The following is a 15,386-nucleotide window of genomic DNA, read 5'->3' as shown; positions in this document are numbered from 1 at the left end:
CAGTTGCTTTAACAGACGCCATTCAAGGATTAATGATGATTCTCGGTGGCGTTATCCTTTGGATCGTCTTCTTTAATCTTACGGGAGGGTTCTCTGCGTTAGCTGGGGAAATGATTACAAATCATCCGGAGCTTTTAGAACTACCTGGTCCAGGAGATATATCCAGCGCATTGGTCTTTTCTTATTTCCTGCTATTCGGGATTGCCGCTATCGGATTGCCACACGCCTCCGTTCGGGGAATGAGTTTTAAAGATTCAAGGTCCATGCACCGTTCAATTATGTATAGTGGTGTAGTCATGTTCCTATTTACAGTTGGATTCGCAACGCTAGGACCTTTTGTAAACCTATTCTTGCCAAGCCTTGAAAACCCGGATATGGCATTACCTTCTTTAATCTTAGAAATTATGCCGGGCTGGTTAGCGGGTTTAGTGCTTGCAGCTCCATTGGCAGCAGTAATGTCTACGGTAAATTCCATGCTCCTTGTCGCAAGCTCTACCATCGTGAAAGATTTATATTTAAACTATATGAAACCTGACGCCAGCGAACGAAGTGTAAAAAAGATATCTTATTACAGTACAGCAATTATCGGTATTGTCGTAGTAATTTTATCGTTAACTCCACCAGATTACTTGCAGTATCTGGTTATTTACGCAATTGGTGGACTCGAAGCGACCTTCTTCGCGCCAATTGTCTTAGGACTGTACTGGAAAAGGGCAAACCGCGCTGGTGCAATAGCCTCCATGTACAGTGGTTTAATCAGTTATATTTTGCTCGATAGTTTCAGTCCGAATCCATTCGGTATGCATACGATAGCTACTTCTCTTGGAATTTCTCTAATTGCCATGATTGTAGTGAGTTATCTGACACCCAAGCCTTCTGAAGAATTAATACGAAGATTCTGGGGCAAAGGAATACCAGCTAAGGCTCACAAATCCACTATAACTTATACGAAAGAGGGATCTTAATATGTTTGATGTAAAAATTGTCAACGGCCATATTCTAGATGGAACAGGAAATCCTTGGACAAAATTAGATATCGGTATAATCAATGATACAATTGTAGAAATTGGACAATTAAAAGATGCACCAAGCAAAGAAACGATTGATGCTGAAGGGCTCGTAGTAAGTCCAGGTTTTATTGATACACACGTTCATTCTGACCTGCTCTGCTTACGACCTGAAGTCCACAAAATAAAGGTAATGCAAGGGGTAACAACCGAACTCTTTGGCCAGGACGGCATATCTGTAGCTCCTGTCTCTTCTGAAACAAAGCCGATTTGGCAAAAGCAATTGAAAGGATTAAACGGAGATATTGGTGACTGGCCTTGGGAATCAATTGACGACTACCTCTCCTATCTGGAACAATCAGACCTAATCGGCAATAATACGTACCTAGTTCCCCATGGTGGTGCTCGTACATTAGTAATGGGATTTGAAGGAAGAAAAGCAACAAAAGAAGAAATGACGGAAATGCGTAAAATTGTTGAAAAAGGGATGGAAGAAGGTGCAGTAGGTGTTTCTTCCGGACTTATTTACCCACCAAATATATACTCAGATAAAGAGGAGCTTATTGAGATTTGTAAAGGGGCTGCCCGCTATGACGGCTGCTTTGTCGTTCATATCCGCAATGAGAGCAATAAATCGTTAGAAGCCTTGGAAGAAGTCATTGATGTCGCTCGAATTACTGGGGTCAGACTTCATGTATCTCATTTTAAAGTTGCTGGTGAACTAAATCGGGACAAGTTTACGAAATCCTTGCAGCTAATGGACGAAGCTCGAGAAGAAGGGATTGAAGTAACTTTTGACCAGTATCCTTACACAGCAGGTTCTACAGTATTTCATTCAATCCTTCCACCTTGGATGCATGAGGGTGGAACAGAAAAGTTACTAGAACGTTTAAAAGATAAAGATGTTCGTAACCGTATTAAAGAAGACTTCCTTCATAACGAAGATTACGAGAACTGGGTGCGCAACTGTGGTTGGGAAAATATAGTAATCGCATCTGTAGGTTCTGAGCAGAATAAAGAAGCTGAAAATAAAAACATGCTGAAAATAGCTGAATTATGGAATACTACACCTGAAGAAGCCGCATTTGATCTTCTGCTGGAAGAAGAGGCAAACATTACAATGATTGCTCATTGGGGAGACGAGGAAGACCTTATCTATGGAATGCAGCATCCCTTACAAGTCGTCGGTTCAGATGGTATTTTTGGTGGTAAGCCACACCCACGCCTTTTTGGAACTTACCCAAGAGTTCTCGGTGAATTTGTAAGAGAAAAGGGTGCACTTACTCTTTCTGAAGCGGTAAGACGGATGACAGGAGCACCCGCACAATTATTGAGATTAAAAGATCGTGGATTATTAATAGAAGGTTATAAAGCTGATATAGTTGTATTTGACCCCACAACAGTCAAGGATCGCTCTACGTATGAAGAACCACTTCTAGAGCCAGTAGGAATTAAGTATGTTCTGGTAAATGGTCTATTAGCAGTGAAAGATGAACAATTTACTGGAATGACAGCGGGCAGGGTTATTAGAAGTGGAGTTGCAACTCCTGTTAATTAGGTTTTATCTTGTGAGAATTAATTAAAGTTCAATTATACCCCACCTTTATCATACAGGTGGGGTATAATTACCCCAATAATTGAATAGCCCATCCTTATAACTTAAATTATGAAAGGACGTACTTAGATAAGGTAAAATTCTCCTTCGCCTTCGATAATACGTTCAATATCTACAAGAGCTCCTTTGTATTCGGGAGGACATTGAAACTCTTTCGACTTGCGAACTTTCCAGCTATTTTCTAAACCTCGTTTACGAAAGTTAATATTTTCGATGAATCGCCATATTTCAGTTGGCGACACTATGGAAATTATAAACCAAGATTTTCCATAAAATCCTGCTTTTGTTTCCAAATCCGCATAACTTTCAATAATTAATGTCATTAGAAAAGTTGTATAATATATAAACAAAGAACCAGTGTATTATAATGGTGAATGACAGGCTATTCAAGATTACATTAAAGTTGACTGAGTTATTGTAGATTTAGCAGTTTTAATAGTGGATAAGTGGCCCACAGCTGATGACTCATTTTATTCACAAAATAGGTTAAACCAAAGAAAGAATACACCTATGTTAAATACATTAAAAACAGATTGTAGAGGAAAATGGGGTTCCACTACAATCTGTTTTTATAGCAGGAGTTTATTCTACTTTGTATTAGAATAACATTAGCCTATAAATATGGTTTATAGAAATACTAAAACCAATTAATTTCTTTATCATCTAAAAATGAATTAACATTTTTCAAATAATCATCAATACTAATACTTTCCAATGAGATTTTCCTTGCTTGGTCTTTATTTAATTCATCTTTTCCGATTTCTAAGTAAAATTCGGCTTCATTCTTCGGAATAACTAGGATTCCATCATTATCTCCAACAATTAAATCGCCAGGATTTACGACTACCCCATCAATTGAAACTGGTATGTTAATGTCGCCGTCAAATCCATGGACTTTAGTTGTCATCGGTGAAGTGTTTGTAGCATAGACAGTATAGTTATTCTTTTCAATTTCTAAGCTATCTGTAGCGGGCCCATTAACAATGGTTGCTACTACCCCTTTTGCTTTTGCAGCCAACGTGGTTACTTCCCCCCAACAAGCATATCTTTCTTCTCCACTCATATCAATGACTAATACATCCCCTGGCTGCGCTAATTCAATGGCCTTATAGACTAATATTGAGTCATGCGGGGTAATACGAACTGTAATAGCTTGTCCAGCAAATCTATTTTCCACCTTGTTCACAGGTTTTATTGAATTTAAACTAATTAAATTATAGTGTAGCTTATGCCCATAATCACTAGGTGGGATATCCTTAAATTGATCTACAAATTTCTTATCTAATCTATCAATTTCTTTTTTTATATTAATCATACTTTGACCCCACCTACTTTAGTAATATTATATACCTCTGGCCTACGATTGCTAAGGGATGGAACCTGCTTTCGTAAACCTCTTAAATATGCTAGATCTATTTCACTTATTAAGACAGACTCCTTATCTGATGACGTTGCAATTACGGTCCCCCAAGGGTCTACAATCATTGACCTACCATAACTTTGGAACGCTGGTTTATTACCAATTTGTCCTGGCGCAATAACGTAAAGCTGATTTTCAATTGCTCTAGCCCTTAAGAGTACTTCCCAATGATCTCTTCCTGTAAATAGAGTAAATTCGGCTGGAACTATAGCTATTTCAGCACCTTCTAAAGCTTGTAGGCGGAATAGCTCTGGGAACCGCACATCATAGCATATAGTTAAACCAATTTTTGCAAAGTCAGTATCTGAAACCACAATTTCTGTTCCAAAATTCTTAGTTTTAGATTCTAAATGACTTGGACCATTATTTATTTCTACATCATATAAATGAATTTTTCGATATGCCGATACTACTTCCCCATTTTTATTTATGAACAGTGTAGTATTATAGTATTTCTCATTGCCGTCTACTTTTTCTAATATACTCCCACCATGCAACCAGACGTTTAATTCCTTAGCAATGTTTTTTAAAAAAACTACCGTTTCTCCCGATTCGATATACTCTGCATTTTCTTCCTCTTCCTTTTCTTCTCCAATAAAGTTGAAGTACTCAGGCAGTGTAACTAACTCCGCTCCCTTTAGAACTGCTTCACGGATCATTGAATCCGCTTTTTTAATATTTTCTTGCTTATCATTTTGACTATCCATTTGAATTGCCGCTACTTTTACCATACTCATTTTATTCACTCTCCAAATCGTCATTTTTACCATCTTTTAATGCTTCAATTTTCTCGTATACTCCATCTCCAAAAGCTTCAGGGGCATATTCTTTCCATACATCTTTAGTTGCCTCTTTAAATGATTCTACATCTGGTTGAATAAATTTAACTCCATGATCTTCAATGATTTGTCTATATTCATCATCCTGTTCTTTATATAATTTTTCTATTTCTAATGAAGTTTTATCCCACTCTTCTTGTAAAAGCTCTTGATGCTCTTCGCTTAAACTTTCATATTTTTCCTTATTCATAATTAAGAACCTAAGTGGTAATGAATGATATGTCTCAATAAGAGTGTCTTGTACTTCAAAAAAACTATTATTCACAATAATCTCTAATGGATTTTCTTGGGCATCTACCACCCCTTGTTCTAAAGACGAGAAAAGTTCTGTAAAAGCAATCGGCGTTGGATTTGCTCCTAAAGCTTTCCAGGTGGATACCATTGGAGGCATCTCTGGAACTCTGATTTTCAATCCTTTTAAATCATCCGGTGTATTTACTTCTAACCCATCTGTTGTTAATACACGAGGACCGTAATAAACAAATCCAATCATTTTTATACCAGTTTCTTCTTCAAAGCGGCTTTTTAGGTCTTCTCCAATTTCTCCATCCAATACCTCATGCATGTGTTTACTGTCTTCGAATAAAAAAGGTAGGTATAAAGCTTCCGTTACTTTACTGGAAATAGTACCAACCATTCCAATATCAATGCTTCCAATTTTAATACCATCTACAATTTGACCATCATTACCAAGCTGTCCTGCTGGAAAATGATTAAGCTCTATTTGACCATCTGTTTTTTCTGCGAGAGTTTCAGATAGTTGCTCCATTCCAGTATTATATGGGCTGTCACCAGCAACGACATCTGCTGATTTCAACTGTATGGTGCCATCTCCTGTCCCTCCCTCAGAAGAAGCAGAATCACCACATGCACTTACCAATAATAAAATTAAAATTAAAGTTAATAAAAGAATAGTTTTTTTGTATTTCATATCTATCACTCCTTTAAACTCCTAGTAATGTTGGTAAATATAACGATATCTGTGGTACGTAAGTGATTAGTAACAAGACAAGAAGTAGTATGAAAATTAACGGTACTGCACGTTTTATCACTTCAATTATTGGTGTTTTTGCAATCTGTGAAGTAATAAACAGGTTTAAGCCAACTGGTGGAGTAATCAAACCAATCATTAAATTCACTACCATAATTATTGATAAATGAACCGGATCGATTCCAACAGATAAAGCTATTGGAAATAACACTGGAACCATAAGTAAAATAATTGGTATTGTCTCTAAAACCATCCCTAATATTAATAGAATGAGATTGATAAATATTAGTATTACGATAGGATTCGTGCTGATAGATAGCAAGAATTCATTTAGAACGGACCCAATATTCAAATAAGTTGCAAGCCACCCAAATAGCATGCCGGCTGCAATTGTAATCATTAATGTTCCAGTGGATAAAGCGGTGTCTTTTAAAGCTGTTATTAACTCGGCAAATGATAAGTCTTTGTAAATTAATCCTGTAAGTACTAATGCATACAAAACACCTAAGACCGCTGATTCTGTAGGACTTGCAATACCAAAACCAATACTACCAATGATTATAATCGGCATGCCTAAAGGTAATAATGCCGGCCTTATAGCTCTAACCTGCTCTTTTATAGATGGCCTTTCTGTCTTCTCTATATTATCTTTCTTAGCTGTGAAAAAGATATATAGCATTATGGCAAGTCCCATTAATAATCCTGGAATAATACCGGCTATAAACAGCGTTCCTACAGATATACCTGCAGTAGCTCCGATTATAATCAACGGGATACTTGGCGGTATTACTGGACCAATTGTAGATGATGCGGCAATAATTGCCGCACTTTTTCCAGGAGTATAACCCTCCTCTTTCATAGTAGGAATTAATATAGCTCCGGTAGCAGTGGCATCTGCTACTGCCGATCCTGACATACCAGCCATTACGACATTTATTAACACAGATACCTGCCCTATGCCACCTCGTATATAACCAACTACTTTTTTTGCGAATTCCACTAGTTTTATGGTTATTCCTCCACGGTTCATAAGTTCACCAGCTAATATAAAAAGAGGTATTGCTGTAAAGCTAAACGAATCAGCACCACCATATATATATTGAGGTATAACCTCAAAAGGGATCGGTAAATCTCCTAAATGAGTTAGAGCAATAATTATTATCGGAGCTACAATTAAAACATAAGCGATTTCCATTCCCAATATAATAAAGATAATTAGTAATAGAAATAATAGTACTAACTCCATATATTTCCCCCCTTCCTTAACCTGCTTTACGTAGTGTTGTAAATAAACTTTTGACTGCCTTTATAACAATCAATGAGAATCCAAGTGGTAAAACAAATGTTAATAAACCTTTCGAAAGCCTCATGGAAGGGGTTGGAGAATCTAGTAACAATAGCCCCAATTTTATTCCTAAATAGCATAATATTATGGATGATAATAATACTAAACTATCAATAAATATATCGTTTGTTTTTCTAAGCATTGGGGGAAATTTTTCAGTAAAACTTGTTATTTTCATTCCATGCCCCTTATAAAAGGCTAACGCAGCACCTAGAAAAGTCATATAGACCAATGCATGTCTAGATAATTCCTCTGTCCATTGCAATGGATTGTTAATCATTCTAGAACCTATTTGTAAAGTGACCGTGATTACAAGGAGAATTAAAAATATAACAGTTAGATATTCAAGTGTCTTCTCTATTATTTTCATTTTTGTAACCCCAACTTTGTCTTAAGAATGTTTTGATACGGTCTAATGATCTATCTACCAATTCTCTTCCTTTTTCCTCGGTTGCAACAGTTGCATTGCCTATAGTTCCAGACTTTGTTATTGTAGATAACTTAGGATAATGATGAATATCAGGATATTTATTCTCGACATTTGGGGGTTCGTTTATCCAATTATCCAAATCACATAATTCAGGATATAGATGCATCATCACGGATGTCCCTGCCTCACTTGCATGTGCATGTGCCAATTCTCCTGTTTCAATCACCCCTTCATCTAAAGTTTTTAAGAATCTCCAATAATCTACTTGTGCACAACGAATATCTTCCGTTCTTAGTAATTCATCAACTATTTGGGTAATAATCGGCACATTACCTACGTGAGTATTAATAAATAAGAAATCTTTAAATCCCCATTTTTTTAAACTTTGTACAGTATCATTCATGTATGCTTTAAAACTCTCAGGTTTAATTGTAATTGTTCCAGGGAATTCATCTAACATTGCAGATTCCCCAACTTCTAGTGCAGGCCCTATGATAGCGTTTACATTCTCTGCCAACAATTCGGATATACGCTGTGATACTAAAATATCTGTTCCCAGGGGAAGGTGTGGCCCATACACCTCAAAAGCCCCCGAAGGAATAATAACTAAATCAGTTTCCATTTTTCTTCTTTCAAATTCTTTCCAGCTCATTTCTTTTAGTAGATTTGTACTCTTCATTTCCATCCTCCTATTAAAATTATGATAATAATACCTTTTTTCCATTTAACAGATGTTCTTCCATCCTTTTTACAACTTCCTCAACATTATTCATTTTTATTGCTTCTACAATTTGAAAATGCTCATGATATGACTCTTCTATCCTCTTTGGCAAGAGGTCAAAAATTTTCACCCCATTAGAAAACAATCGATCTTTTGTGTTCTTTATATATTGCGAAAACAATTCATTACCAGACATCTCAATTAAAGCTTGATGGAAGTTAGTATCCTCAATCATAAATTCATAAGCTTTTCTTGTCTGAACTAATTTCTTTTGATTTCTAAGCATATTCTCTAAATGAATAATTTGATTCGAATTAATATGACTCATGACATTCTTCAAAGAATATGTTTCAATGGCTATTCGAAAATCAATAAGATCTTTAGTTTGCTGTACTGATAAGTCTTTTATCACTATCCCTAAATTGGAGTGGATCTCTACAAATCCTTCCATTTGTAATTTTTCCAGTGCAGACCTTATTGGCGTTCTACTCATATCCAAAATTGAAACAAGTTTACTTTCGGTTAAATTAGAATTAGGAACTAACTCCCCCTTTAAAATCATTTCTCTTAATTTGTCATAAGCAACATCTTTTAGTAATCGGCTTCTACTCATACTACACACCTTCTAATTTCTGTATTTCAGTTGTATACAACTCGTATTTTTATTATATTTCCTTTTTAATGGTTTGTCAACAATATTTCAAAAAATATAATTTTACTGAAATGAATGAATTCCATAAATCTCCCACTCCTTGTGCTCCCAACGTTTTCAAGGGTAGGTGTGTCTACTAGGCATTTAGTTTCCATAATCAAAAATGCTATACTTATCGTAAAAAAGTAATTACTATTCAATTAAAGCGGTCCTCCGCAAATTCTCATTAACCAAAGCAACATTTTACCCAATTCAAAATACTGTTCAAACAAAGCACAAGAAGACAGGATGAATAGATGATACTTTGTTAGGATTTAAATAAGGAGTGAGTGACATGACGTGGGTTGAATCATTACAGGCAGCAATAGACTACATGGAAGAGCATTTACTTGACGATCTCACGATAGAAGGTATCGCCCAACAGGCTAATTTTTCAAGTTTTCACTTTCAGCGTACGTTTGCGATATTAACGGATATATCTGTTGGTGAATATCTCAGACGACGTCGCCTAACATTAGCTGCTTATGAGCTAACAAAGTCCAACACAAAAATTATTGATCTCGCCTACAAATATGGTTATGACACTCCGGAAGCTTTCTCAAAGGCTTTCAAGCGGCAACATGCAGTGACACCAAGTGAAGCACGAAAGTATACGGGAAAGCTAAAATCTTATAACCGCCTGGTAGTACAGGTAAGTCTGAAGGGAGCAGAAGCAATGCAGGTCAAAATTGTTGAGCGTGAGGGATTTCAGATTGTAGGGATCAAACAGGAATTTTCACTGGTTAATGAAGAGAACCTAGTGGGCATCCCCAAAATGTGGGATGAGATAAATGGAGATGGAACGGACGAGCGATTGTTTCAATTGAACAATGGTCCGGTTGAAGGTGTAGTGGGTGTATGTGTCGAAAAAGATTCCGAGTCCATTGATTATTGGATAGGGACGGCACACGAGGACAGTGCGCCTGATGGATTATTTACGCTCGAAATCCCAGCATCCAAATGGGCTATATTTGAGGTACACGGACCAATGCCAGATGCTATGCAAAAAGTGTGGAAACAAATTTTTTCAGAATGGTTTCCTTCAAGTGGTTACAAACACGCAGGTACACCAGAACTAGAGGTATATTCAGATGAGGATCCCTCCAGTCCTGATTTATATTCGGAAATTTGGATACCTGTAGTATAGAAACTTATACAACAAGCAAGGGATTACATTGTGTATCCACTGCTTCAAGGAATAATTTAAATCCGTAATTGGGTGTGATTGCGGAAGTTCATAAGCTTAATCCCTCCGTAAAATACGGAGGGATTAAGTTGTTTTCACTTTCCAAAGTCTTTAGGTTACCCCTTTGGTAAACGCATTGGCGATAAGTGGTAAATTTCGTAGTATACACTGGTTAAAAACATGTAAGAGATGGTACATTCTTATGGCTGTACACGTGGATAGATTTGATTCAGTTCGTTCGATTTGACACAAACTATGTACGGAACTATCATTCAATAGGACGAATGCCACCAAAATAAAAACTTCTCGATAGAGGGATGCCCTTAGCTTAGTTTAGTTTTCTTTTTAGGTTCTTTTTATAACTTTCGCCTAATTTTTCTTTGAAAACCTTTTCAAAGTATATTCTGTAAAGTTAAGAAGGATACAACAAACTGACAAATCCACAAAAACATCTCTAGTAACACATCTGGGTTACTACACAATAGGTTCAGTGAAATCAGATGAATTTCCCCATAGATTTGTAAGTAAGACATCATCACTGTTTGGGCGAATACTTTTTTCCTTTGGAACTTTAACAAAAACTGGTACTTGCATTGCATTTCCAGTTATAACTACTTCACCTCTTCCAAGACTAGGTATCATTTGAAATGAGCTTCTATCGAGCGTCGGCATTGTATTTTCTAACATACGTAAATCTTTCTCATTTACTAAACGATGAATAAGATAGTTATGTGTTTGTGATAAAATAGTTGGAGAAATATCTGCAGGGCGTTGACTTGAAAGTGTCAAATAATAACCAAATTTTCTTCCCTCTTTTATAATCTCTTCAAACACTGATAAACGATAATCCTGCCAATCATCGCCGTTATTTCTATACTCTGCATTTAAGATATTATGAGCTTCATCGATAATCAAATGCTTTGTTTGATTAATATTCTGACCTGCAACCTTTAATCTCTGCTCATCATAAATCATCTTTGATATTAGCATAGGTATCAAGCGAGTGATTTCTTGATTAGCATGCACAAGAGATATTATATTCACCACTTTGTATTTATTAGAAATATCATCACAAACTTCAATTACTTTTTCAAGACTGTCAAATGATGTTCTTATTCGATTAAATAAAGGATTGATATGCTCAATATTTGCAGATTTCCATGCAGAAACATAAACCTTTTGAAACTGTAAAAAGTAACTCAGTTTTTGAATAGGACTAGCATGAGTAAATGTGTAAACAAGCTCTGAATATAAATCAGCAATCTTAAGTTCTATTTTTCCTTGGGGTGTAATTTGTCCTTCATGAAGAATCAGTTGTCCCGCACCTGTTTTTATTACTAAATTACCATAGTCATTTTTTATAAAGTAATTTTTCAAACCAGAAAAATGCTTTTTGTCAAGACCTATACTTTCGGCCGCTGATATCCAGTTGTCAAGTGCGTCACCGCCGACACTTTTATTTCCTTTAATAATCGATATTAATAACCTAATTTCTAGTTCCGCAAAACTCAGTGCATCCTTTATTTCTTCATTGAAAGTTTTTAACGCTGTTCGTAAAAATGGCACCTGGGTAGCTGGTCTCGCATCAAATAATATTGCCAAAATATCTGCATCGAACAAATACTCTTTTTTTATAGGCAATTTACGTCCTCTTTTTTCATTCCTTGTATTTACTTCATAAATTTCTTTATGCTCTCCTCTTACACCAAACATATCCTTACCTATGTATTCTCCATTAAAATCTATAATAAAAAATTGGGACTTTCGAGTAATTTCCCGATAATATTCAGATCTAAAAAGCTCTAAAAATAACTTATGTAAAGTATTCGATTTACCACTACCTGTATTCCCAAAAACTCCTATATGCGATGCAAAAAGATTATTAATAGACAATTGTATTGGTTGTCCTTCTAGGATTGACTTACCAATAGTAACTGTTGATTCGGTGCTCTCCACCCCATATATAATGCTAAGTTCTTCTTTCGTGGTTAAAGTAACTTCATTACCAATCATCGGAACATATCGACTAGTAATTTCAAATTCCCCATCGCTAATTACTCCTTTTGTTTTTAATATAATTATTCGATTGATGGAGTTTTTAGAATACCGATTATCAAATTCAATACTTTTTATAGTATTTTGCTGATCAATAACTTTTTCAGTTGAAACCGATGCAATAATCTTCACTTCGTTTTGGTTGATAGTTAAAAATGCACCAATCTTAGGACCCGTTAAAATATCTCCATACCATATAAACTCAGCGTCATTAGACATATGATACATACCTACATGGGATTCATCACCTTCAACACCTACAATTACACCTAATTTTTTACTATGTTTCGTCATCTTTCAAATCCCCCAATTTTATTCTCATTAATATATTTGTTAGATTTGATAGAGTAAAGCTAAACCATTCGTCACCATTCTCAACATCAGTATACCTATTTGTATAACAATCATCGAAGTTTTTTGGAGTCAGAATTATGAAATTGGATCTCTCATTTTCAAAACCAAGGTTCTCTAAGAACATCTGTCTGTCATCATCACTGTACCCAAATACATAAACCATAAGTTCAGGATTCTGTACTGCTCGCTTAACCATCTTTGCAATATGCTTATCTTGAAAAGAAAATCCTATAACAAATAAAACCGATTGCGGCTTATCTAACTCCATCTGAAAAATACGCAGCATCTCATGAAAATGATTACTTTCAAAAGTAGTTGATGCTTCGTATCCATCTGGTTTCACTATAACAGGATTTTCAACTACTTCATTTTTAATTAAAATATTTTCATTATGTTCTTCCCAATTCATTGATCCATGTGGTTTTATCAATGTTATTGATGGAATTTCATTAATATAATTATCATTTAACCCTTTATAAGAAACCGTTCGATTATAATTTGAACTATCTAAGTAGCGATCAAAGTATCCACTAGCCCCATCATTAAATACCAGCCTATACTTTTTTAAAATCTGATCAGTCGCTTTTTCAATATACAAGTCATAATTTGTTGTAAAAATATTCACATTTTTGGGTATCTGACGCGAGTTAGATAAGTTCAATATCGTGACAACGCCCTCTATAAATTTTTGATAATTATCCAAAACTGTATAAATATCTCTTTCAGCTAGTTCATCTTTCATTAGTAATCGCTTACTAACTTCCTGAACTCGCTCAGATAACTGCTCATTAGCTGATTTTCCATCTATATCTTTATACGTTCCCATTAATGGAATAGCAGGTACAGATGTCCCAGATCCTAATAGAAAATTAAGTCGCTTTGTAATTGCTAGTTTTTGCAATTGTTTTATTGTCTCTTCACTCATCTTGATTTCCCCATCTCATCTATATTGACCATATTCGAAATCGCTTCATTACAAATATCAAAGTTTTAGAACGTTAAGTGTTGAATTCTTCTCTACCAATGGTAAGTTCCTTGACACTTACCTACTGGTACATAAGACTGATTTTTTATGGATTGCATCAGATAGTACACGAGGGTACATATTTACCAGTGTTTACCCACTCATAACATTGACTAGGAGGTAAAGCATTCCATCTATGACCTATAAATAAGGCCAAATGTCCAGGTCCCGCATAAAATAAATGGATTTTAGTTGATTGATTTATTCCTAATTGTGACTTTATTGCAGATTTTATATTATTCGCTGCTTTGTTTGCTTGTGCAGCTGAAACAATTGGTTCTTTTGAATAAAGATGAAGTTGAGGTAGATTAGCATCCAGTTCTTCATTTAAATAAACCTTTACCTCATCTTCTATACTTTCCCTCGTTACTCCGATTGTGACAACTAACTCGTCACCTTCACCTTCTACATATTTTAATAAAAAATTGTAATCCGGCGTATCATTAGTGGGGTAATCATTAGTAGACCATACTTGCCCTTCCCTTTGCACAATTGAAACGATAAAACCTGAGACAGCAGAAAAAATGGCTCCTAGCGCAAATGAGGAAGAAATCCTTCGATGGCCACTTAAATAAATGTTTCTCGAAGAACGATTTTCCTCTATCCACTTCCTAGTTAGGTCTATTTTTTTCATTTTATTATCCCATTCAGTAGGACCTGGGTATTTTCTTTCTTTCCCACCAAAATAAACATGCCAGTCAAAAGTTATATCTTTTTTTGTTTCTATTAATTGGTTATTTGCAGTATAAATATAAGCAGGTTTTTTAGGAATGTCTCCGATAGCTAACGTAGAATTTATTGCTTGTCTTAATTCTTTTCTTGTTACAGGGTTATTTTTTTGAGAACGAACCAACTGATGTAAGGAGGTATATACATTGTCTAAATCACTCTTTCTTAAATTATATTCGGATTGATAATCTGAAAAATAATCATTAAACATCCCTTTCGACTGTTCGTTGAGCGAGCCCCATTTGTCTTCAATAGAAACCTTATTAAATAGAAACGATGCCATTTGCTCATCCTGTCCTAATTTAATAACTCTTTGTTTATATTGTTCGTAAGAATTACGAATAACGCCAGAAGAATCACTATAAAAACTGTATGGATCTCGTAATCTTCTTAAACCATTCACTAAAGGTTGTAATTCTTTAGATAGGCCTGGACACGACAGAGTAAACCAGCGATATGTACCAGGACTCCCTTCATCCATCTGTCTAAACCGTTCAATTTCACTCCAAAATTCTGTTTTAGCAACGGAATGATTTTTTGCCTCAATCGCTTCTCTAACCTCGCCATTTTCCGGATCGAAGAATCTCGCTTCAATATCTCCAATTGATTCCCATATGCACGAAGTAAAGCCTTCATAAGATAACCAATAAGGAATCTTACACAGTAGAAGATATGCCTGAAAGTCCATACCAGTAGATGCAATATCTCCACCTGTTGACTCGGGTTCCAGAAGTGATGGTGTTTGATTTAGTTTTTCACTCTTGGTCATTTATCTGCTCCTCTCGTAATAAGTCCCCATTCACCAAAGGATATCCTTGTAAAAATAATGATACGTCCCCCTCCATATTTCCATTATTTAGTTTTACTAGAAGCAGAACAACAAAGTTTGCTCCTATTGTGGTGTCATTAATAATCCCCCACATACTTTTTCGTATTGTCAAAAGTTTCTTAGTAAAAACCTGTGTTTTCGTTGTTTTTA

The 15,386-nt window shown here is 35.5% G+C and carries 15 protein-coding genes; 3 read left to right on the top strand and 12 right to left on the bottom strand.

What is annotated here, in order from left to right; genetic code table 11:
* Both IEX94_RS19830 and IEX94_RS11460 read left to right on the top strand, forming a co-directional pair.
* The coding region (locus IEX94_RS19830) for a sodium:solute symporter family transporter (RefSeq protein WP_444544164.1) at positions 1-965 on the top strand (965 nt) is incomplete at its 5' end.
* Between the two features lies 1 nt (position 966).
* A complete protein-coding gene (locus IEX94_RS11460) occupies positions 967-2,565 on the top strand; it encodes an N-acyl-D-amino-acid deacylase family protein (RefSeq protein ID WP_188857522.1) in 1,599 nt (532 codons plus the stop codon).
* A 122-nt stretch (positions 2,566-2,687) separates the two neighbouring features.
* Here IEX94_RS11460 and IEX94_RS11455 read toward each other — a convergent pair whose 3' ends face one another.
* The 8 genes from IEX94_RS11455 to IEX94_RS11420 all read right to left on the bottom strand — a co-directional run bounded on the left by IEX94_RS11455 (position 2,688) and on the right by IEX94_RS11420 (position 8,981).
* On the bottom strand, positions 2,688-2,915 hold the full coding sequence (locus IEX94_RS11455; RefSeq protein ID WP_229782689.1) for a hypothetical protein: 228 nt from the start codon (positions 2,913-2,915) through the stop codon (positions 2,688-2,690).
* Positions 2,916-3,259: 344 nt separating this feature from the next.
* A complete protein-coding gene (locus IEX94_RS11450; protein WP_188857516.1) occupies positions 3,260-3,937 on the bottom strand; it encodes an RraA family protein in 678 nt (225 codons plus the stop codon).
* Positions 3,934-4,779: a carbon-nitrogen hydrolase family protein gene (locus IEX94_RS11445; RefSeq protein ID WP_188857513.1), complete on the bottom strand. Its 846-nt coding sequence runs from the start codon at positions 4,777-4,779 to the stop codon at positions 3,934-3,936. The genes IEX94_RS11450 and IEX94_RS11445 overlap by 4 nt, the downstream gene beginning before the upstream one ends.
* Position 4,780: 1 nt before the next feature.
* Complete coding sequence (locus tag IEX94_RS11440; protein WP_188857510.1) at positions 4,781-5,812, bottom strand: TRAP transporter substrate-binding protein; 1,032 nt, start codon at positions 5,810-5,812, stop codon at positions 4,781-4,783.
* A 13-nt stretch (positions 5,813-5,825) separates the two neighbouring features.
* Positions 5,826-7,118: a TRAP transporter large permease gene (locus IEX94_RS11435; RefSeq protein ID WP_188857508.1), complete on the bottom strand. Its 1,293-nt coding sequence runs from the start codon at positions 7,116-7,118 to the stop codon at positions 5,826-5,828.
* A 16-nt stretch (positions 7,119-7,134) separates the two neighbouring features.
* Entirely contained in the window at positions 7,135-7,587 is a 453-nt protein-coding gene (locus tag IEX94_RS11430; RefSeq protein WP_188857505.1) for a TRAP transporter small permease, read from the bottom strand.
* Entirely contained in the window at positions 7,562-8,326 is a 765-nt protein-coding gene (locus tag IEX94_RS11425; protein ID WP_188857502.1) for a creatininase family protein, read from the bottom strand. Before IEX94_RS11425 ends, IEX94_RS11430 begins: the two co-directional genes overlap by 26 nt.
* Positions 8,327-8,345: 19 nt before the next feature.
* Positions 8,346-8,981, bottom strand: coding sequence for a GntR family transcriptional regulator (locus IEX94_RS11420; RefSeq protein ID WP_188857499.1), 636 nt, complete (start codon positions 8,979-8,981; stop codon positions 8,346-8,348).
* Between the two features lie 373 nt (positions 8,982-9,354).
* Here IEX94_RS11420 and IEX94_RS11415 point away from each other — a divergent pair, with 373 nt between their 5' ends.
* Positions 9,355-10,206, top strand: a complete 852-nt coding sequence (locus IEX94_RS11415) for an AraC family transcriptional regulator (protein WP_188857496.1) — start codon at positions 9,355-9,357, stop codon at positions 10,204-10,206.
* A 513-nt stretch (positions 10,207-10,719) separates the two neighbouring features.
* Here the strand turns inward: IEX94_RS11415 and IEX94_RS11410 are convergent.
* The 4 genes from IEX94_RS11410 to IEX94_RS19825 form a co-directional block, all read right to left on the bottom strand.
* On the bottom strand, positions 10,720-12,594 hold the full coding sequence (locus tag IEX94_RS11410) for an ATP-binding protein (RefSeq protein ID WP_188857493.1): 1,875 nt from the start codon (positions 12,592-12,594) through the stop codon (positions 10,720-10,722).
* On the bottom strand, positions 12,581-13,579 hold the full coding sequence (locus IEX94_RS11405) for an SIR2 family protein (protein ID WP_188857490.1): 999 nt from the start codon (positions 13,577-13,579) through the stop codon (positions 12,581-12,583). The genes IEX94_RS11410 and IEX94_RS11405 overlap by 14 nt, the downstream gene beginning before the upstream one ends.
* A gap of 157 nt (positions 13,580-13,736) precedes the next feature.
* Positions 13,737-15,176 carry a CD-NTase-associated endodeoxyribonuclease Cap4 gene (gene cap4 / locus IEX94_RS11400; RefSeq protein ID WP_188857487.1) on the bottom strand — a complete coding sequence of 480 codons (1,440 nt, stop codon included), beginning with the start codon at positions 15,174-15,176 and terminating at the stop codon, positions 13,737-13,739.
* Positions 15,163-15,386 (bottom strand): hypothetical protein (locus IEX94_RS19825; protein ID WP_229782688.1); only part of this gene is annotated, 224 nt, incomplete at its 5' end. The genes cap4 and IEX94_RS19825, both read right to left, overlap by 14 nt.

The organism is Oceanobacillus indicireducens, from assembly GCF_014647195.1.
GTDB lineage: Bacteria > Bacillota > Bacilli > Bacillales > Amphibacillaceae > Oceanobacillus > Oceanobacillus indicireducens.
This window is presented reverse-complemented; position numbering and strand designations above follow the sequence as displayed.